The sequence below is a fragment of the Microbacterium festucae genome, assembly GCF_025421715.1.
Taxonomy (GTDB): Bacteria; Actinomycetota; Actinomycetes; order Actinomycetales; family Microbacteriaceae; genus Microbacterium; species Microbacterium festucae.
Genome location: NZ_JAOEFC010000002.1, coordinates 280,248 through 298,996, shown reverse-complemented (window position 1 = coordinate 298,996; position 18,749 = coordinate 280,248). Strand labels below are relative to the sequence as shown.

Here is an 18,749-nt window from a genome sequence, read left to right as displayed (position 1 = left end):
GGTGCGCAGGGGCCAGTTTACGGCGTCACGGGCGGATCTGCCCGGCGCCACGGGCGAGCCACTTGGTACTGGTCAGCTCCGCGAGGCCCATCGGGCCCCGCGCGTGCAGCTTCTGGGTCGAGATGCCCACCTCGGCACCGAAGCCGAACTCGCCGCCGTCGGTGAAGCGGGTCGACGCGTTGACCATGACGACGGCCGAATCGACCTCGGCGAGGAAGCGCTCGGCGTTGGCCTCGTCGGCGGTGATGATCGACTCGGTGTGGTGGGTGGAGTAGGTGCGGATGTGGGCGAGCGCCTCGTCGAGGTCGTCGACGACGCGCATCGACAGGTCGAGGCTCATGTGCTCGGTGGCCCAGTCGTCCTCGCCGGCGGGCAGCGCGGCGGGAAGGAGGGCGCGGATGCCGTCGTCGCCGTGCACGGTGACGCCGGCCTCTGCCAGCGCCGCGCCGAGCACCGGCACGAGCCGGTCGACCGCGTCGCGGTGCACGAGCACCGTCTCCACGGCGTTGCAGACGCTCGGGCGCTGAGCCTTGGCGTTGACGACGATGTCGCTGGCCCACTCCAGCGGGGCGGTGGCGTCGAGCACGATGTGCACGACGCCGGCGCCGGTCTCGATGACGGGAACCTGCGAGCGGGTGACGACGGTCTCGATGAGCTCCGCGCTCCCCCGCGGCACGAGCACGTCGACGACACCGCGGGCCTGCATGAGCGCGTCGGCGCCGGCGCGCCCGAAGTCGTCGACCGTCTGCACGGCCTCGGGATCGAGTCCGGCGTCGACGAGCGCGCCGCGCATCACCGCGACGAGGGCGGCGTTGGTCGAGGCGGCGGCGGTCCCGCCGCGCAGCACGACGGCGTTCCCCGAACGCAGCGCGAGAGCGGCGATGTCGACGGTCACGTTGGGCCGGGCCTCGTAGATCGAGCCGACCACGCCGAAGGGCACCGACACCTTCTGCAGACGGATGCCGTTGGGCAGCACGCGCTCGTCGAGCACGCGCCCCACCGGGTCGGGCAGGTCGGCGACGTCGCGCACAGCGGCGGCGAGGGCGGCCACGCGGCCGGCATCCAGACGGAGCCGGTCGAGCAGTCCGGCGCTGAGGCCGTCGGCGTCGCCGCGGGCCAGGTCGTCGGCGTTGGCGGCGACGATCTGCGCCACGTCGGCGTCGATGGCATCGGCGATCCCGCGCAGCAGTCGGGCCTTGTCGGCGTCGCCGAGCAGGCCGATCTGGCGCGAGGCGTCCTTCGCGAGCAGCATCCGCTCTTCGGCGGTGGCGGCGATGGTCGTCATCGCGCCAGTCTAGTCGGGCTCAGCCGTGCGAGCCGGTGCGCACAGCGCCGGTGAAGGCGGTCGCGCGGGGCTCGGGGTCGGGTGCGAACCACGTGCCGATGTCGGCGCCGCCGAGCGCCTCGCCGACGAGGTCGGCGCTGGTGACGAGCACCGCCACCCCGGCGTCGCTGGCCAGCTTGGCGGCGGAGGCCTTGGTGGCCGCTCCCCCGGTGCCGACGCTGTTGACCACGACCGAGCCGAACTCGTAGCCGGAGAGGTCGTCGCCGTGCGCGACCTCGCGGATCGGCTGCGCACCGGGCTCGCCGGGCGGCCGGGTGTAGAGGCACTCGATGTCGCTGAGCAGCACGAGCGCCTCGGCGCCGATGAGCTGGGCGACCAGCGCCGCGAGGCGGTCGTTGTCGCCGAAGCGGATCTCGTGGGTGGCGACGGTGTCGTTCTCGTTGACGATCGGCAGGATCCGCAGCCCGAGCAGCCGCTCCATCGCGCGTCGCGCGTTGGACCGGTGGGTCGGGTTCTCGAGGTCGCCGGCCGTCAGCAGCACCTGACCGGCGACGATCGCGTAGTGGCGCAGCGCCTCCTGATAGCGGTAGATCAGCACGTTCTGCCCCACCGCGGCGGCGGCCTGCTGGGTCGCCAGGTCGGTGGGACGCGAGTCGAGCGCGAGGTACGGCATCCCCGTCGCGATCGCACCCGACGACACCAGCACGACCTCGGTGCCGCGGGCGTGGGCGGCGGCCAGGGCGTCGACGAGCGGGCCGATGCGGTGGGCCCCGTCGCCGCTGATCGACGACGAGCCGACCTTGACGACCAGCCGGCGCACGCCGGGCAGGTCGCCGCGACCGGTCAGCGTCACGCCTGGTCCTCCGAAACCTCGTCGCTTCCCCGCCGCGCGAGGCGCTCGGCCTCGAGCTCGGCGCGCGCTTCGGCCTTGGCATCCATGCGCTCGTGGTAGCGCTCACGGCGCTGCGACGTGGTGCGACGCGGGTTGAGGTCGAGACGCGGGTCGGTGCCGCGCGGGGCGGTCATCAGCTCTGCGGCCGACGACAGCGACGGATGCCAGTCGAAGACGATCCCGTCGCCCTCGCCGATGACGACGGTCGAGCCGGCCTCCGCGCCGACGCGGAACAGCTCGTCCTCGACGCCCAGCTTGTCGAGCCGGTCGGCGAGGAAGCCGACGGCCTCTTCGTTCTGGAAGTCGGTCTGCTGCACCCAGCGCACCGGCTTGTCGCCGAGGATGCGGTACACGTTGCCGTAGGTGCCGCCCTCGACGCGGATCGAGAAGTCGCGCTCCGACCCGGTGGGACGGATGACGATGCGCTCGGGCGCGGGGGCCGCGGCCAGCTCGGTGCGGTGCGCGGCGATGATCTCGCCCAGCGCGAAGGTGAGGGGGCGCAGGCCCGCGTGGCTCACGGTGGAGATCTCGAACACGCGGTAGCCGCGGGCCTCGAGGTCGGGGCGCACGAACTCGGCGAGCTCCTGCGCCTCGGGAACGTCGACCTTGTTGAGGGCGATGAGCTGCGGACGTTCCAGGAGGGGGGTCTGCCCCTCCGGCACCGGGTAGGCGGCCAGCTCGGCGAGGATGACGTCGAGGTCGCTCAGCGGGTCGCGGCCCGGCTCGAGGGTGGCGCAGTCGAGCACGTGCACGAGCGCCGTGCAGCGCTCCACGTGGCGGAGGAACTCGAGTCCCAGGCCCTTGCCCTCGCTGGCGCCCTCGATGAGGCCGGGCACGTCGGCGACGGTGTAGCGCACGTCACCGGCCTGCACGACGCCGAGGTTCGGGTGCAGCGTGGTGAACGGGTAGTCGGCGATCTTGGGCCGCGCAGCGGAGATGGCGGCGATGAGGCTCGACTTGCCGGCGGACGGGTAGCCCACGAGGGCGACGTCGGCGACGGTCTTCAGCTCGAGGAGGACATCGCCTTCCCATCCGGGCGTGCCGAGCAGCGCGAAGCCGGGGGCCTTGCGCTTGGGCGAGGCGAGCGCGGCGTTGCCGAGGCCCCCTTGGCCGCCCGGCGCGGCGACGAAGCGCATGCCGGGGGTGACCATGTCGACGAGGGTCTCGCCGTCGAGGTCTTTGACCACGGTGCCCACGGGCACCAGCAGCTCCAGGCCCTCACCGGCGGCGCCGGAGCGGTTGTCGCCCATGCCGAACCCGCCGTTGCCGGCGTGGCGGTGCGGCGAGTGGTGGTACGACAGCAGCGTGGTCACCTGCGGGTCGGCCACGAGCACGACGTCGCCGCCGTGCCCGCCGTTGCCGCCGTCAGGGCCGGCGAGGGGCTTGAACTTCTCCCGGCGCACCGACACGCATCCGTTGCCGCCCTTTCCGGCACGCAGGTGCAGCGTGACGCGGTCGACGAAGGTCACCATGTCGGTCTCCTCAAGTGAAATGAAATGAAGCGAGGGGCGGGCTCACGCCCGCCCCTCGCTGTGAAAGCTCGCTGTGCGACTTACTCTGCAGCCGCCACGATGTTGACGACCTTGCGGCCGCCCTTCTGGCCGAACTCGACCGCACCGGCGGCGAGGGCGAACAGCGTGTCGTCGCCACCACGGCCGACGTTGGCGCCCGGGTGGAAGTGGGTGCCGCGCTGGCGGACGAGGATCTCGCCGGCGCTGACGGCCTGGCCGCCGAAACGCTTCACGCCGAGGCGCTGTGCGTTGGAGTCACGACCGTTACGGGTGGAGCTTGCGCCCTTTTTGTGTGCCATCTCGCGTATCTCCCTGGCTTTACTTGATGCCGGTGATCTTGACGCGCGTGAGGTCCTGGCGGTGGCCCTGGCGCTTCTTGTAACCGGTCTTGTTCTTGAACTTCTGGATGACGATCTTCGGGCCGCGCTCCTCGCCGAGGACCTCGGCGGTCACGGAGACCTTCGCCAGCTTGTCGGCGTCGGTCGTGACGGCGTCGCCGTCCACGAGCAGCACGGCGGGAAGCTCGAGCGTGTCGCCGACCTTCGCCTGCTGACGGTCGAGGACGACGATGGTGCCGACCTGGACCTTCTCCTGACGGCCACCGGCGCGCACAACTGCGTAAACCACTTCACACCTGTTTCTTCTGTGGAGCGCTCGGCTCCGATTGTCCTTGTGGGACCGGCAAGTCCCGAAAGATATCCAGTGCGGAGGCGGACCTCGACGCACCAAGGGTCAACTTTACCCGATGACCCACCGGTCTGGCAAAAGCGGCCGGCTCCGCGTGTCGCCCGCCGTAGGATCGGCGGATGGCGATCCTCATCGACGACGCACGCTGGCCGGCGCACGGCCGCCTCTGGGCCCACCTGGTCAGCGACGCGTCGATCGAGGAACTGCACCGGTTCGCGGACGCCAACGGCATCCCCCGGCGCGGTTTCGACCGTGACCACTACGACGTCCCGGAAGACGCCGTCGACCGGCTGATCGCCGCCGGCGCCCAGCACGTGACGGGTCACGAGCTGGTACGCCGACTCATCGCGTCGGGTCTGCGGGTGACCGCCCGGGAGCGGCGCACCCGCTGACCGGGCTCAGTCCTCGGGCGTGGCCTGCACCGGGGTGCCGCTGAGGGCGGCCGTGGTCACACGGCGCCGTGCGCGGCCCTGTCCGGGCGCCTTGGGCTCGGGAAGGGCGCTGAGGACCGAGTCGAGGAGCATGTCCTTCTCGGTCTTGGGCGCCGAGGCGCCCTCGCCCTTGCGGCGGCGCGGCTTGGAGGCACGCTCGGCCTTGCCGCCCGACCGCTCGGGACGGGAGCCGCCGCGCGGCTGCTCGTCCTGCGCCGGAGCCTCGCTCGCCTGCTCGGGCACCTGCGGGGCCTCCGCCTCGTCGTGGGCGGGCTGGATGGTGGAGGCGGCGATCTGGGCGAGCGCCGACTTCACCCCGTCGGTGATCGTGTGGGTGCCGCCGGTGGCCGTGGCCGCCGGGGCATTGCCGTTGCCGTTGCCGCCGCCGTTGCTGTTGCCGCCGCGACCGCGACGGTTGGAGCCTGACTGCTGCTGCGGCGCGCGGTGCTTGACGACGGGGTCGTGGTGCACGATGACGCCGCGGCCGGCGCACACCTCGCACGCCTCGCTGAAGGTCTCGAGCAGGCCGAGCCCCAGCTTCTTGCGGGTCATCTGCACGAGGCCGAGCGAGGTGACCTCGGCGACCTGGTGCTTCGTGCGGTCGCGGCTCAGGCACTCCACCAGACGGCGCAGCACGAGGTCGCGGTTGGACTCGAGCACCATGTCGATGAAGTCGACGACGATGATGCCACCGATGTCGCGCAGCCGCAGCTGACGGACGATCTCCTCCGCGGCCTCGAGGTTGTTCTTGGTGACCGTCTCTTCGAGGTTGCCGCCCGACCCGACGAACTTGCCGGTGTTGACGTCGACGACGGTCATCGCCTCGGTGCGGTCGATGACCAGCGAACCGCCGGAGGGCAGCCACACCTTGCGGTCGAGCGCCTTCTCGATCTGCTCCGTGATGCGGAACTCGTCGAACGGGTCGTGGTCGCCCTCGAACTTCTCGATGCGCTCGAGCAGGTCGGGGGCCACACCGGTGAGGTACTGGGTGATCGTCTGGTGCGCGTCCTCGCCCTGGATGAGCATGCGCGAGAAGTCCTCGTTGAAGACGTCGCGCACGATCTTGACCAGCAGGTCGGGCTCCGAGTGCAGCAGGGCAGGCGCCTGGATCGACTCGAGCTGGCGGCTGATGTGCTCCCACTGGTTGGTGAGGCGCTGCACGTCGCGGGTCAGCTGGTCTTCGGTGGCGCCCTCGGCCGCGGTGCGCACGATGACGCCCGACGACTCGGGGAGCACCTCCTTGAGGATCTTCTTCAGGCGTGCACGCTCGGTGTCGGGGAGCTTGCGCGAGATGCCGTTCATCGCACCGCCGGGCACGTACACGAGGTAGCGGCCGGGCAGCGAAATCTGGCTCGTCAGGCGGGCCCCCTTGTGGCCCACCGGGTCTTTGGTGACCTGCACGAGCACGCGGTCGCCGCTCTTGAGCGCCAGCTCGATGCGGCGCGGCTGGTTGCCGGTCTCGACGGCATCCCAGTCGACCTCGCCGGAGTACAGCACCGCGTTGCGGCCGCGGCCGATGTCGACGAAGGCGGCCTCCATGCTGGGCAGCACGTTCTGCACGCGGCCCAGGTACACGTTGCCGATGAGCGACGCGTCCTGGTTGCGGGCGACGTAGTGCTCGACGAGCACGTTGTCTTCGAGCACCGCGATCTGCACGCGGCCGTTCTTGGAACGGACGATCATGACGCGGTCGACCGACTCGCGGCGAGCGAGGAACTCGGCCTCGGTCACCACGGCGCGGCGGCGCCCGGCCTCGCGGCCGTCGCGACGGCGCTGCTTCTTGGCCTCGAGCCGCGTGGAGCCCTTGATGCGCTGCGGCTCGGTGATGAGCTCGACGGCGCGGCGGCGGCCGCCCTGGTTGCTCGGCGCGCTGGGCGCGGCCGGCTCGTCGGCGGCATCGTCGCGCTGCGACCCGCCGCTGCGGCGACGGTTGCGCCGACGGCTGCTGCCGGACTGCTCGGCGACGTTGTCGTCGTCGCTGTCGTCGGCGGGCGGGGTGGGCAGCAGCGCGACGGCAGGCGCGTAGAAGTGCAGCTGGGTCGACACCTGCGAGACGAACACCTCGGGCAGCAGGCCCAGCGTCACGGCCGTCACCGGAAGGTCCTCGGCCGGGGCCTCGGGCTCGGGGGTGGCGTCGGGCTCGGGGGCCTCGGGGGTGCGCTCCACGGCGTCGGTGTCGGCCGGGGCGGCGGTGTCGGCGGGGGCGGCGGTGTCGGCGGGGACGTCAGCCTCGGCGGCGGGCGCCTCGGGCGCCGCGTCCTCGACGGGCTCAGCGGCTTCGGGCTCGGCCTCGGCGGGCTCCGCGGCTTCGGCCGCGGGCTCCTCGGCCGGCTCCTCGGCCGGCGCGTCGGGCTCGGCGGGCGCAGCATCCGCAGCAACCTCGGCCGGGACGGCATCCTCTGTGGGGGCCTGCTCTGCGGCGCGTTCGGACGCGGGCGTCTCGTCGCCGGTCACCGTCTCATCGGCGCTGGTGGGAAGGGCATCCGGCGTCTCGGGGAGCTCGACGCTGGTGTCGTTGTGGTCTTTTGCATCTGCCATCGCTGGCCAACTCCTCGCAGGTACGGCTCCGCGTGCCGTCCCGCTCACCTCTGGCGGCGCCGCTCCGATTCGGAGGAGCCGCGAACTCATTCGGTCTGCGATGCACCCGCTCCAGGGCTGGGTGCGCATCGCACTGGGCGGTCGTCGCCCGAAGTCTGCTGTGACGTGGATCGCGGCGCGGCCGCGGAGACGTCGGGCACCATTATCGCACGCGGCCCGTTCGATTGCGCGGACGCGCCGTCCCGCGCGTGCCGGAGGCCTGCGGATGGGATAATCGGCGGATGCCGTCACGCCCCGCAGAAGCCCGTCCGACCGTGTTCGCGATCTGGCTCGTCGTGGCCGGCGTGATCGGCTGGATCGCGGCATTCGCCCTGACGCTCGAGAAGTTCCACGCGCTCACCTCCCCCGGCGACGGGGCGTCCTGCGACTTCAGTGTGATCGTGCAGTGCTCGGCGAACCTCGACTCTCCGCAGGGGTCGGCGTTCGGCTTCCCCAACCCGATCCTCGGCCTCACCGGATGGGTCGCCCCCATCGTCGTCGGCATGGCGATCCTGGCCGGAGCGCGCTTCGCCCGCTGGTTCTGGTGGTGCTTCGCCGCCGGGATCACCTTCGCGTTCGGTTTCGTGCTGTGGCTCATCGGGCAGAGCATCTTCGTGCTCGGCACCCTCTGCCCGTGGTGCATGGTGACCTGGCTCGTGACGATCCCGACGTTCTACGCCGTGTGGGTGCAGCTGCTGCGCAACGGCACGATCTCGTCGTCGGAGCGCGCGCGCTCGATCGGCGCGGCCCTGTCGGCGTGGGTGCCGCTCATGGCCTTCGTCACCTACGCCGTCGTGCTCCTTCTCGCCCAGATTCGCCTCGACGCCGTCCCGCAGCTCATCGACATCCTGTTCTGAGTGAGCGCCGGTGCGCGGGAGGGCGGTGTGCTCCGCGTGCTCCGGGGGTCGGGGGACCGGTATCGCGGTGACCGGATATCGGGTTGACCGCATCCGTGGTCGCAGATCGCGGGACATGCCGCCGGAACGTGTCCCGGAATGTGCGGGTATTGGGCTCTACACCCGCCGATAGCGGGACCTGTGTCGAGACCGCGTCCCGCAGATCGCGGGTGACGGGCCTCAGCACCCGCCGTTAGCGGGACCTGGCGAGAGACCACGTCCCGCAGACTGCTGTTTGCTGCCGGTACTCGCGCATTCTGGGACTGGGCGCCGCTGCGTCCCGCTGAGGCGGTGACGGCAGCGGGACCGGCGGGCGACGGCATCCACCCCGCCCTTCGCGCGACCCGACCACCACCTCGCCCCCGGGACCACGCGGCTCAGCGCACCACCGACCGCAGATCGCGGGACACGCACGGATGCCAGGTCCCACAGACCGCGGGTCGGGCCACCAGCATCCGCAGAATGCGAGACACCAACGGATGCCATGTCCCACAAACCGCGAGTCAGCACACCATCACCCGCAGAATGCGGAACACCAACGGACGTCAGGTCCCACAAACCGCGGGCATCGGGACCAGCACCCACACATCACGGGACACGCACGGATGCGAGGTCCCACAAACCGCTGGTCCGGGCAGCAAGACCCACCAGACACGGGACACGCACGGATGCGAGGGCCCACAGACCGCGGGTCGGGGAACCAGCATCCGCGGAATGCGAGACACCAACGGATGCCACGTCCCACAAACCGTGGGTCAGCACACCATCACCCCGCAGAATGCGGAACACGCACGGATGCTTGGTCCGCAGACGGCGGGTGCGGCAGCACTCACACAGTTCGGGACACGCGCGGATGCCGCGTCCCACAAACTGCGGGTCTCAGCACCACCACCCACCGATCGCGGGACCCACCAGAGCAGCAGGTCACGCGAACGCTGACCTCACTGCGTCAGCACCCACCCAACACGGGACACGCACGGATGCCAGGTCCCACAAACCGCGGGTCGGGGCACCAGCACCCGCACATCACGGGACACGTACCCCGCGCACCCGCGCACGCCCGCACGAGACACAGACCCCGCACGAGCGCCGACGGACCCGCCCGGGCGGGTCACACCGGACTCAGCCGAACCAGATGCCGAGCTCTCGGGCGGCGGACTCGGGGCTGTCGGAGCCGTGCACGAGGTTCTGCTGCACCTTGAGGCCCCAGTCGCGGCCGAAGTCGCCGCGGATGGTGCCGGGGGCGGCGGTGGTGGGGTCGGTGGTGCCGGCGAGGGAGCGGAAGCCCTCGATCACGCGGTTGCCCGCGAGGCGGATGGCCACCGACGGGCCCGACAGCATGAACTCGACGAGCGGCTCGAAGAAGGGCTTGCCGACGTGCTCGGCGTAGTGCTCCTCCAGGGTCTCGCGGTCGGGCTCGACGAGCTTGATGTCGACGAGGGCGTAGCCCTTCGCCTCGATGCGGGCGAGGATCGCGCCGGTCAGCCCGCGGGCGACGCCGTCCGGCTTGACGAGGACGAGGGTCTCTTCCGTGGGCATGTCAATCTCCATTCGGTTGGTCTGCGGCCCGCTCCGCATCGATGCGGCGCTGGGCGTTGAGGCGGTCCAAAGACGCCCCCTTGATGGTGGCATAGGCGTACATCAGGCCGAAAATGAGCCCGACGACGGCGAGGGTGGGCTCGAGCAGCCCGCCGAGCACGAGCAGCAGCTGCCAGAACCACCCGAGCGCGATGCCCCAGGTGTGGCGGACGACTCCGGCGGTGAGCACCATCAGCACCGCGAGCACGCTGCCCACGACGATCCCCCACCACGGCTCGATCCCCGCCGGCAGGGCGCGCAGCCCGAACAGCACGAGCCCGCCGAGGAACACGATCACCGACTCGAAGCCGAGAACGATGGATGCCAGCGACTCCGCGGCCCCGCGGCGGCGGCGCTCAGTCATCGCGCCAGCCGCTCTTCCAGTCCTCCGCCGCGGCCAGCTGCAGGGCTTCGCCGGCCAGCACGACGCTGCCCGCGATGACGACGGCCCGGCGATCGGCGGAGGCCGCCCACGCGCGGGCGGCCTCGGCGGCCTCCGACAGGTCGCGGTGCACGCTCACCGGAACGCCGTGGGCCTCGACGAGGTCGGCGATGCGGTCGGCCGACGCGGCCCGCTCGGAGGCGGGCTCGGTCGCGAACACCTGCGCGGCGGCGCCGGACAGCTCGGCGACGATGCCGTCGGCATCCTTGTCGCCGAACACCCCGAGCACGAGGCCCCACTCGTCGAAGTCGAACGAGTCGCGCAGGGCCGCCACGAGCGAGCGGGCACCGTGCGGGTTGTGCGCGGCGTCGACGAGCACGGTCGGCGCGACGCCGAGCAGCTGCAGGCGGCCGGGCGAGGTCACCTGGGCCAGGCCCTCCCCCACGATCTCCGGGGTGAGCGGCTGCGTGCCGCCCCCGATGAGCGCTTCGACGGCGGCGATGGCCAGCGCGGCGTTGTGGCCCTGGTGCGCCCCGTAGAGCGGCAGGTAGAGGTCGTCGTAGGCACCGGCGAGGCCGCGCACGCTGATCTGCTGACCGCCGACGGCCAGCTGCTGCGCGGTGAGGCCGAACTGGGCCTGCTCGACGGCGAGCGTCGCCTGCCGCTCGACGGCGGCGCGCTGCAGCACGGCGGCGGCATCGGCGTGCTGCACGGCCGACACGGCGATCGCGCCGTCTTTGATGATCCCCGACTTCACGGTGGCGATCTCGGCGATCGTGTCGCCGAGGCGGTCGGCGTGGTCGATGTCGATCGGGGCGAACACCGCCACGTCCCCGTCGGCGGTGTTCGTGGAGTCCCACGCCCCGCCCATGCCCACCTCGACGACGGCCACGTCGACCGGCGCGTCGGCGAAGGCCACGAAGGCGAGCACGGTGAGCAGCTCGAAGAAGGTGAGCGCGGCGTCGCCGGCGGCCTCGAGCTCGGTGTCCACGAGCTCCACGATGGGGGCGATCTCGTCCCACGCGGCCGCGACGGCCGCGTCGTCGATGGGCTCGCCGTCGATCATGATGCGCTCGGTGAACCGCTCCAGGTGGGGGCTCGTGAACAGGCCCGTGCGCAGCCCGTGGGCGCGCACGATGCTCTCCACGATGCGGCTCGTCGAGGTCTTGCCGTTGGTGCCGGTCACGTGCACGACGCGGTAGGTGCGCTGCGGGTCGTCGAGCAGCTCGAGCACCCGCCGGGTGCGCTCCACGCGCGGCTGCACCCACTGCTCGCCCTGACGGGTCAGCAGCGCCTCGTACACCGCGTCGGCGCGGGTGCGGTCGTTCATGCGTCCTCCTCGGATGCCGTCACGTTGCGGTCGATCGTGACGATGATGGGCGCCTTGGCGGTGCCCAGCGCCCGGGCGCCGGTGCGGTAGACGCCGTCGCCGGGGCTGGTGACCTCGTCGACCAGCCCGTCGAGCTCGTCGGTGGCCTGCACCGCGAAGGCGACCGCGAGGGTCTCCTCGGCGATGAGGCCGGTGTGGGCGGTGAGGGCATCGGCGGTGTCGGGGTCGACGTTCAGGGCGAGCACGATGCGGTCGCTCACCTCGAGCCCGGCACTGCGGCGCGCCTCCTGCACGACGCGGATCGCGTCGCGGGCCAGGCCCTCCGCCTCGAGGGCGGGGGTGGTCTGGGTGTCCAGCAGCACGAACCCGCCGCCCGGCAGCAGCGCGATGGCGGTGCCTTCGGCCACGCCGCCGGCCTCGAGGGTGAGCTCGTACTCCCCCGGCTCCAGCGCGATGCCGTCGACGACCACGACGCCGCCGTTCTCGCTCCACAGGCCCGCCTTGGCGCCGGCGATGACGTGCTGCACCTGCTTGCCCAGACGCGGCCCCGCCGCGCGGGCGTTGACGGCCAGGCGCTGGCTGATGCCGTAGCCCTCGGCGAGCCCGTCGGTGAGCTCGACGACCTCGACCTCCTTGACGTTGAGCTCGTCGCGGACGATGTCGTCGAACTGCGCGAGCGCGGCCGCATCGGCGGCGGCGATCGTCAGGCGCGGCAGCGGCAGGCGCACGCGCTTGCCCTCCTTCTTGCGCAGCGCATTGGCGACGCTGGACACCTCGCGGACGGCATCCATCGCCGCGCGGATGTCGTGCGCCGCGGGGAACTCGGCCGCGTCGGGCCAGTCCTGCAGGTGCACGCTGCGCCCGCCGGTGAGGCCCTGCCACACCTGCTCGGACACGAGCGGGATGAGGGGCGCCGCCACCCGGGTGAGCGTCTCGAGCACGGTGTAGAGCGTGTCGAAGGCCTCGGTGGATGCCGCGTCGTCCTCGCTCACGCCCACCCAGAAGCGGTCGCGGGAGCGTCGGATGTACCAGTTGGTCAGCGCCTCGGCGAAGTCGCGCAGCTTGGCGGCGGCCATCGTCGAATCCAGCGCCTCGAGGTCGGCGGCCACCTCGCGCACGAGGTCGCCGGCGAGGGCGAGGATGTAGCGGTCGAGCGGGTTGGTCGAGTCGGTGCGGCGACGGGCGGTGTACCCGGTGCCGTCGACCCCGCCGGCCGCGTTGGCGTACGTGGCGAAGAAGTACCAGGCGCTCCACAGCGGCAGCAGGAACTCGCGCACGCCGGCGCGGATGCCCTCCTCGGTGACCACGAGGTTGCCGCCGCGCAGCACCGACGAGGCCATCAGGAACCAGCGCATCGCGTCGGAGCCGTCGCGGTCGAAGACCTCGCTGACGTCGGGGTAGTTGCGCAGCGACTTCGACATCTTCTGCCCGTCGCTGCCGAGCACGATGCCGTGGCAGGCGACGCCGGCGAACGCCGGCCGGTCGAACAGCGCGCCCGAGAGCACGTGCATGACGTAGAACCAGCCGCGGGTCTGCCCGATGTACTCGACGATGAAGTCGGCGGGCGCGTGCGTGTCGAACCACTCGCGGTTCTCGAACGGGTAGTGCACCTGCGCGTAGGGCATCGAGCCCGAGTCGAACCACACGTCGAACACGTCCTCGATGCGTCGCATCGTCGAGCGCCCGGTGGGGTCGTCGGGGTTCGGCCGGGTGAGGTCGTCGATGTACGGGCGGTGCAGGTCCACCTCGCCCTGCTCGTTGCGCGGCAGCCGCCCGAAGTCGCGCTCGATGTCGGCCAGCGAGCCGTACACGTCCACGCGCGGGTGCTCGGGGTCGTCGCTCTTCCACACCGGGATGGGCGAGCCCCAGAACCGGTTGCGGCTGATCGACCAGTCGCGCGCGCCCTCGAGCCACTTGCCGAACTGCCCGTGCTTGACGTTCTCGGGAGCCCACGTGATCTGCTCGTTGAGCTCGAGCAGGCGGTCCTTGATCTGCGTCACCCGCACGAACCAGCTCGAGACGGCCTTGTAGATGAGGGGGTTGCGGCACCGCCAGCAGTGCGGGTAGGAGTGCTCGTAGCTCGCCTCGCGCAGCAGACGCCCCTGCGCCTTGAGCAGGCGGATCAGCGGCCGGTTGGCATCCATCCACAGCTCGCCGGCGACGTCGGCGACCTGCGGCAGGAACCGTCCGCCGTCGTCGAGGCTCATGATGAGCGGGATGCCGGCGGCCTCGGTGACGCGCTGGTCGTCCTCACCGTAGGCGGGCGCCTGGTGCACGATGCCGGTGCCGTCGCTGGTGGTGACGTAGTCGTCGACGAGGATGCGCCAGGCCGACCCGGTGCCCCACGTCTCGGCATCCGCGTAATAGTCGAACAGCCGGTCGTAGTGCACGTCGGCGAGCTCGGCACCGACCACGGTGCGCTCGACAGCGGCCACGGCGGCGGCCGCGTCGGCGTAGCCGAGCTCTTTCGCGTGGGCGCCCAGCAGCTCGGCGGCCAGCAGGTAGCGGTGCGCGGTGGCGCCCTCGGGGTCATCGCCCGCGGGCACGTCGGCAGCCCCGGCGGGGCCGCCGGGCACGACGACGTACGAGATGTCGGGTCCGACGGCCAGGGCGAGGTTGGTCGGCAGCGTCCACGGGGTGGTCGTCCACGCCAGCGCCCGCACGCCGGTGAGCCCGAGCGCCTCGGCCTTGGCGCCCACCAGCGGGAAGGTCACCGTCACCGACGGGTCCTGGCGCATCTTGTAGACGTCGTCGTCCATGCGCAGCTCGTGGTTGCTCAGCGGGGTCTCGTCGCGCCAGCAGTAGGGCAGCACGCGGTGGCCCTCGTAGGCCAGGCCCTTGTCCCACAGGCTCTTGAACGCCCACAGCACCGACTCCATGAACCCGGTGTCGAGGGTCTTGTAGCCGCGCTCGAAATCGACCCAGCGGGCCTGGCGGGTGACGTAGTCCTCCCACTCGCGCGTGTAGGCCAGCACCGACTCGCGGGCCTTCGCGTTGAACGCGTCGATGCCCATCTCGACGATCTCGCTCTTCTCGGTGAGACCGAGCTGCTTCATCGCCTCGAGCTCGGCGGGCAGGCCGTGGGTGTCCCAGCCGAAGACGCGGTCGACCTTCTTGCCGCACATGGTCTGGAAGCGCGGGAACAGGTCCTTCGCGTACCCGGTGAGCAGGTGCCCGTAGTGGGGCAGGCCGTTGGCGAAGGGCGGTCCGTCGTAGAAGACCCACTCCGGAGCGCCCTCGCGCTGCCGGATCGACTCGCGGAAGGTGTCGTCCTGCTTCCAGAACGCGAGGATGCCGCGCTCGACGTCGGGCAGACGCGGGCTCGGGACGACCGGTTCGGCACTGTTACGGGGATAGACCATGTCACTCCAGCAGGTTGCGATGCTTCCTGCGAGGACGATCTGTCGACCGCGGTACCACCCCGCTTGCCCGTGCACGGTGTCGCACCCGGGCCACTCTCCTGCGGCTGTGACGGGCCTGCCCCGCTCGGTTCTAGTGAGGGCCGAGGCCCCGTTCTTCCGAGAGCTCCCCGGTGATGGCCGGATCGACGCTGGAAAGCCCATCATACCGGGCCCGTAGGCTGACCGGTATGGCACGACCCGGCTCCGCTCCCCGTCCGCCCCGCCCCGTCGAGCCCGACCTTCCCGACGTCCTGCAGGACCTCGACGCGCTCACCGCGCGCACCGACCTGCAGGCCGTGCGGCTCACCGGACTGACCGGCGACGTCGACGCCGCCCACGCCCGCATCGTCGAGGCGCGCATCGTGACGGCATCCGTCGACCGGCTCGACCTCACCGGGGCCGCGCTGGTCGACGTGGAGGTGGGCGAGATGCGCGCCGTCGAGGTGGTCGCCCGCGAGGGCAGTTGGCGTGACACCGTGGTCTCGGGCGGCCGCATCGGCAGCATCGACGGCCTGCGCGCCGAATGGGACGGCGTGGTGCTGCGGGGCCTGCGCATCGACTACCTCTCCCTCGCCTCGGCGCGAGTGAACGACCTGCACGTCGTCGACTGCGAGATCGGCACCCTCGATGCGCCCGACGCCCGGCTCACCCGGGTGCGCTTCGAGCGCACGCGCGTCGACGAGGTCGACACCCGCGAGCTGCGCGCGGTCGACGTCGACCTGCGGGGACTGGACGCCCTGTCGTTCACCGATCCGCGGGGGCTGCGCGACGCGACCCTCGACGCGCACCAGGTCGCGCAGCACGCCGAGGCGCTGGCCGCCGCCCTCGGCATCCGCGTGCGCTGATCCCGCCGCCGCGGGGCCCCTCCCGACACGGGGCGCCGGCGGGTGACCCCCGGTAGACTTGCCGCACCCACACTCAGGCACGCTCACACAGTGCCGCACATATCCGCTCGAGGAGAGACCCATGTCGAACGCGCAGATTCCCGACAAGCCCGCCCTGGAAGGCCTCGAGCAGAAGTGGGATGCCGCCTGGTCGGCGCAGGGCACCTACCTGTTCGACCGCGACGCCGCCGCCCGCCGCGGCCGCGGCGGAGTGTTCTCGGTCGACACGCCCCCGCCCACCGCGTCGGGCTCGCTGCACATCGGTCACGTGTTCAGCTACACGCATACCGACGTGAAGGCCCGCTTCGAGCGGATGCGCGGCAAGACCGTGTTCTACCCGATGGGCTGGGACGACAACGGCCTGCCCACCGAGCGCCGCGTGCAGAACTACTACGGCGTGCGCTGCGACACCTCGCTCACCTACGACGCCGACTTCGTGCCGCCGTTCCAGGGCGACGCGAAGAGCCTGAAGCCGGCCGATCAGGTGCCCATCAGCCGCCGCAACTTCATCGAGCTGTGCGAGAAGCTCACGCTCGAAGACGAGAAGACCTTCGAGAACCTGTTCCGCCAGCTCGCGCTGTCGGTGGACTGGACGCAGACCTACCGCACCATCTCGGATGACACCATCCGCATCAGCCAGCTCGCGTTCCTGCGCAACCTGCAGCGCGGCGAGGCCTACCAGGCGCTCGCGCCGACCCTGTGGGACATCGATTTCCGCTCCGCCATCGCGCAGGCCGAGCTCGAAGACCGCGACCAGCAGGCCTCGTACCACCGCATCGCGTTCCACAAGAGCGACGGCTCGGGCGACATCCTCATCGAGACCACGCGCCCCGAGCTGCTCGCGGCGTGCGTGGCGCTCGTGGCCAACCCCGACGACGAGCGCTACCAGCCCTACTTCGGGCAGACGGTGCGCACTCCCCTGTTCGACGTGGAGGTGCCGGTGCTGGCCCACCCCCTCGCCCAGAAGGACAAGGGCTCGGGCATCGCGATGGTCTGCACCTTCGGCGACGTCACCGACATCGTGTGGTGGCGTGAGCTCGACCTTCCCAACCGCACGATCCTCGGTGCCGACGGCCGCGTGCTGCCCGACGCCCCCGACGTGCTCACCACCGACGCCGCCCGCGCCGCCTACGCGGAGCTGGCCGGCAAGACCGTCTTCAGCGCCAAGAAGCGCGTCGTGGAGCTGCTGCAGGAGTCGGGCGAGCTGCTCGAGGTCTCCAAGCCCTTCTCCCACCCGGTGAAGTTCTACGAGAAGGGCGACCGGCCGCTGGAGATCGTCTCCACCCGGCAGTGGTACCTGCGCAACGGCGCCCGCGACGGCGCCCTGCGCGACAAGCTCATCGCACTCGGCAAGGGCATGGACTGGCACCCCGACTTCATGCGGGTGCGCTACGAGAACTGGACCAACGGCCTCACCGGCGACTGGCTCGTCTCGCGTCAGCGCTTCTTCGGCGTGCCGATCCCGGTCTGGTACGGCCTCGACGAGAACGGCGACCGCGACTACGACCGCGTCATCGTGCCCGACACCGCGCTGCTGCCGATCGACCCGACCACCGATGTGCCGGCCGGCTACACCGCCGACCAGCGCGGGGTGCCGGGCGGCTTCGACGCGGAGCGCGACATCTTCGACACCTGGGCGACCTCGTCCCTGACGCCGCAGCTGGCCGGCGGCTGGGAGCGCGACCCGCAGCTGTGGGAGCTCGTCGCCCCGTTCGACGTGCGTCCGCAGGGTCAGGACATCATCCGCACCTGGCTGTTCTCCACGATGCTGCGCTCCGCACTCGAAGACGACCGGGCACCGTGGTCGGATGCCGCCATCTCGGGCTTCATCGTCGACCCCGACCGCAAGAAGATGTCCAAGTCGAAGGGCAACGTCGTCACCCCCGCCGACATCCTCGACCAGCACGGCACCGACGCGGTGCGCTACTGGGCGGCCTCCAGCCGCCTGGGCGCCGACGCGGCCTTCGACCCGCAGAACCCGACGCAGGTGAAGATCGGCCGCCGGCTCGCGATCAAGGTGCTCAACGCCGCGAAGTTCGTGCTGTCGTTCCCGGTGCCCGAGGGCGCACGGATCACCCACGCGCTCGACGCCGCGATGCTCGCGACGCTCGACCAGGTGGTGCGCGACGCCACCCGCGCCTTCGAGGCCTACGACCACGCCCGCGCGCTGGAGGTGACCGAGGCGTTCTTCTGGACGTTCTGCGACGACTACCTCGAGCTGGTCAAGGAGCGCGCCTACAACCAGACCGACGCGGGACAGGCCTCGGCCGCCCTCGCGCTGCGCCTGGCCCTGTCGACGCTGCTGCGACTGCTGGCCCCGGTGCTGGCCTTCGCCGCCGAGGAGTCGTGGTCGTGGTTCGAGGAGGGCTCGGTGCACACCGCGCCGTGGCCCGAGCCCCTGGGCATCGAGGGCGACCCGGCGGTGCTCGCCCGGGTGGGCGAGGCGCTCATCGGCATCCGCCGCGCCAAGACCGAGGCCAAGGCCTCGCAGAAGACGCCCGTCGAGCGCATCGTGCTGGCAGGTCCGGCCGCCGCGCTCGACGCCCTGCGCGCCGCCGAGGGCGACCTCAAGGCCGTCGGACGCATCGCCGAGGTGACCTACGAGGTCGCCGACCAGCTCGCGGTGACCGGCATCGTGCTGGCCCCGCAGGAGGCGTGATGCGTCTGGGTACGCGGTGGACCGCCGGCACGGTGCCCCCGGCGGCGGTGCCCGCCGCGCTCCACGCGCAGCTGGCCGCCGTCGAGGCGCTGCTGCCCGGCGAGTCGCCCCGGCCCAGCTGGACGCTCACCTTCCTCGAGGGGCGACCGATCGCCGAGCTCGACACCGGCGTGACCGTGTCGCTGACGGCATCCGGCGACGTCATCGTGGGGCACGCCGACGACCCCCTGTCCTGA

The 18,749-nt window shown here is 71.6% G+C and carries 15 protein-coding genes; 5 read left to right on the top strand and 10 right to left on the bottom strand.

Annotated elements, in window-relative coordinates:
* Window positions 1-25: 25 nt before the first annotated feature.
* The 5 genes from N3K63_RS07560 to rplU form a co-directional block, all read right to left on the bottom strand.
* Window positions 26-1,285: a glutamate-5-semialdehyde dehydrogenase gene (locus N3K63_RS07560; protein ID WP_261579549.1), complete on the bottom strand. Its 1,260-nt coding sequence runs from the start codon at window positions 1,283-1,285 to the stop codon at window positions 26-28.
* Window positions 1,286-1,304: 19 nt separating this feature from the next.
* The gene (gene proB / locus N3K63_RS07555; protein WP_261579548.1) at window positions 1,305-2,138 is read right to left on the bottom strand and encodes a glutamate 5-kinase; all 834 of its coding nucleotides are present in this window, start codon (window positions 2,136-2,138) and stop codon (window positions 1,305-1,307) included.
* Window positions 2,135-3,649 carry a GTPase ObgE gene (gene obgE / locus N3K63_RS07550; protein WP_261579547.1) on the bottom strand — a complete coding sequence of 505 codons (1,515 nt, stop codon included), beginning with the start codon at window positions 3,647-3,649 and terminating at the stop codon, window positions 2,135-2,137. Before obgE ends, proB begins: the two co-directional genes overlap by 4 nt.
* Window positions 3,650-3,729: 80 nt before the next feature.
* Window positions 3,730-3,987 (bottom strand): 50S ribosomal protein L27, encoded by a 258-nt coding sequence (gene rpmA / locus N3K63_RS07545; protein ID WP_261579546.1) that lies wholly within the window; start codon window positions 3,985-3,987, stop codon window positions 3,730-3,732.
* A gap of 19 nt (window positions 3,988-4,006) precedes the next feature.
* The gene (rplU, locus tag N3K63_RS07540) at window positions 4,007-4,315 is read right to left on the bottom strand and encodes a 50S ribosomal protein L21 (RefSeq protein ID WP_261579545.1); all 309 of its coding nucleotides are present in this window, start codon (window positions 4,313-4,315) and stop codon (window positions 4,007-4,009) included.
* A gap of 179 nt (window positions 4,316-4,494) precedes the next feature.
* Here rplU and N3K63_RS07535 point away from each other — a divergent pair, with 179 nt between their 5' ends.
* Window positions 4,495-4,767 (top strand): DUF4031 domain-containing protein, encoded by a 273-nt coding sequence (locus tag N3K63_RS07535; protein WP_261579544.1) that lies wholly within the window; start codon window positions 4,495-4,497, stop codon window positions 4,765-4,767.
* A gap of 6 nt (window positions 4,768-4,773) precedes the next feature.
* Here N3K63_RS07535 and N3K63_RS07530 read toward each other — a convergent pair whose 3' ends face one another.
* On the bottom strand, window positions 4,774-7,344 hold the full coding sequence (locus N3K63_RS07530) for an Rne/Rng family ribonuclease (protein WP_261579543.1): 2,571 nt from the start codon (window positions 7,342-7,344) through the stop codon (window positions 4,774-4,776).
* Window positions 7,345-7,625: 281 nt separating this feature from the next.
* Here N3K63_RS07530 and N3K63_RS07525 point away from each other — a divergent pair, with 281 nt between their 5' ends.
* Entirely contained in the window at window positions 7,626-8,240 is a 615-nt protein-coding gene (locus N3K63_RS07525) for a vitamin K epoxide reductase family protein (protein ID WP_261579542.1), read from the top strand.
* Window positions 8,241-9,401: 1,161 nt separating this feature from the next.
* On the opposite strand, the gene ndk is transcribed toward N3K63_RS07525, so the two are convergent.
* Genes ndk through ileS form a run of 4 tightly spaced genes read right to left on the bottom strand, consistent with a single transcriptional unit; the run spans window position 9,402 to window position 14,931 of the window.
* Window positions 9,402-9,818, bottom strand: a complete 417-nt coding sequence (ndk, locus tag N3K63_RS07520) for a nucleoside-diphosphate kinase (RefSeq protein WP_261579541.1) — start codon at window positions 9,816-9,818, stop codon at window positions 9,402-9,404.
* A 1-nt stretch (window position 9,819) separates the two neighbouring features.
* Window positions 9,820-10,221, bottom strand: a complete 402-nt coding sequence (locus N3K63_RS07515) for a DUF4233 domain-containing protein (RefSeq protein WP_261579540.1) — start codon at window positions 10,219-10,221, stop codon at window positions 9,820-9,822.
* Complete coding sequence (locus N3K63_RS07510) at window positions 10,214-11,569, bottom strand: bifunctional folylpolyglutamate synthase/dihydrofolate synthase (protein WP_261579539.1); 1,356 nt, start codon at window positions 11,567-11,569, stop codon at window positions 10,214-10,216. Before N3K63_RS07510 ends, N3K63_RS07515 begins: the two co-directional genes overlap by 8 nt.
* Window positions 11,566-14,931, bottom strand: a complete 3,366-nt coding sequence (ileS, locus tag N3K63_RS07505; protein WP_261579538.1) for an isoleucine--tRNA ligase — start codon at window positions 14,929-14,931, stop codon at window positions 11,566-11,568. Before ileS ends, N3K63_RS07510 begins: the two co-directional genes overlap by 4 nt.
* 227 nt (window positions 14,932-15,158) lie before the next feature.
* On the opposite strand from ileS, the gene N3K63_RS07500 reads away from it, so the two are divergent.
* The 3 genes from N3K63_RS07500 to N3K63_RS07490 all read left to right on the top strand — a co-directional run bounded on the left by N3K63_RS07500 (window position 15,159) and on the right by N3K63_RS07490 (window position 18,749).
* The gene (locus tag N3K63_RS07500; protein WP_261579537.1) at window positions 15,159-15,815 is read left to right on the top strand and encodes a hypothetical protein; all 657 of its coding nucleotides are present in this window, start codon (window positions 15,159-15,161) and stop codon (window positions 15,813-15,815) included.
* A gap of 121 nt (window positions 15,816-15,936) precedes the next feature.
* Entirely contained in the window at window positions 15,937-18,513 is a 2,577-nt protein-coding gene (gene valS / locus N3K63_RS07495) for a valine--tRNA ligase (RefSeq protein WP_261579536.1), read from the top strand.
* Window positions 18,513-18,749 carry a hypothetical protein gene (locus tag N3K63_RS07490; RefSeq protein ID WP_261579535.1) on the top strand — a complete coding sequence of 79 codons (237 nt, stop codon included), beginning with the start codon at window positions 18,513-18,515 and terminating at the stop codon, window positions 18,747-18,749. The genes valS and N3K63_RS07490 overlap by 1 nt, the downstream gene beginning before the upstream one ends.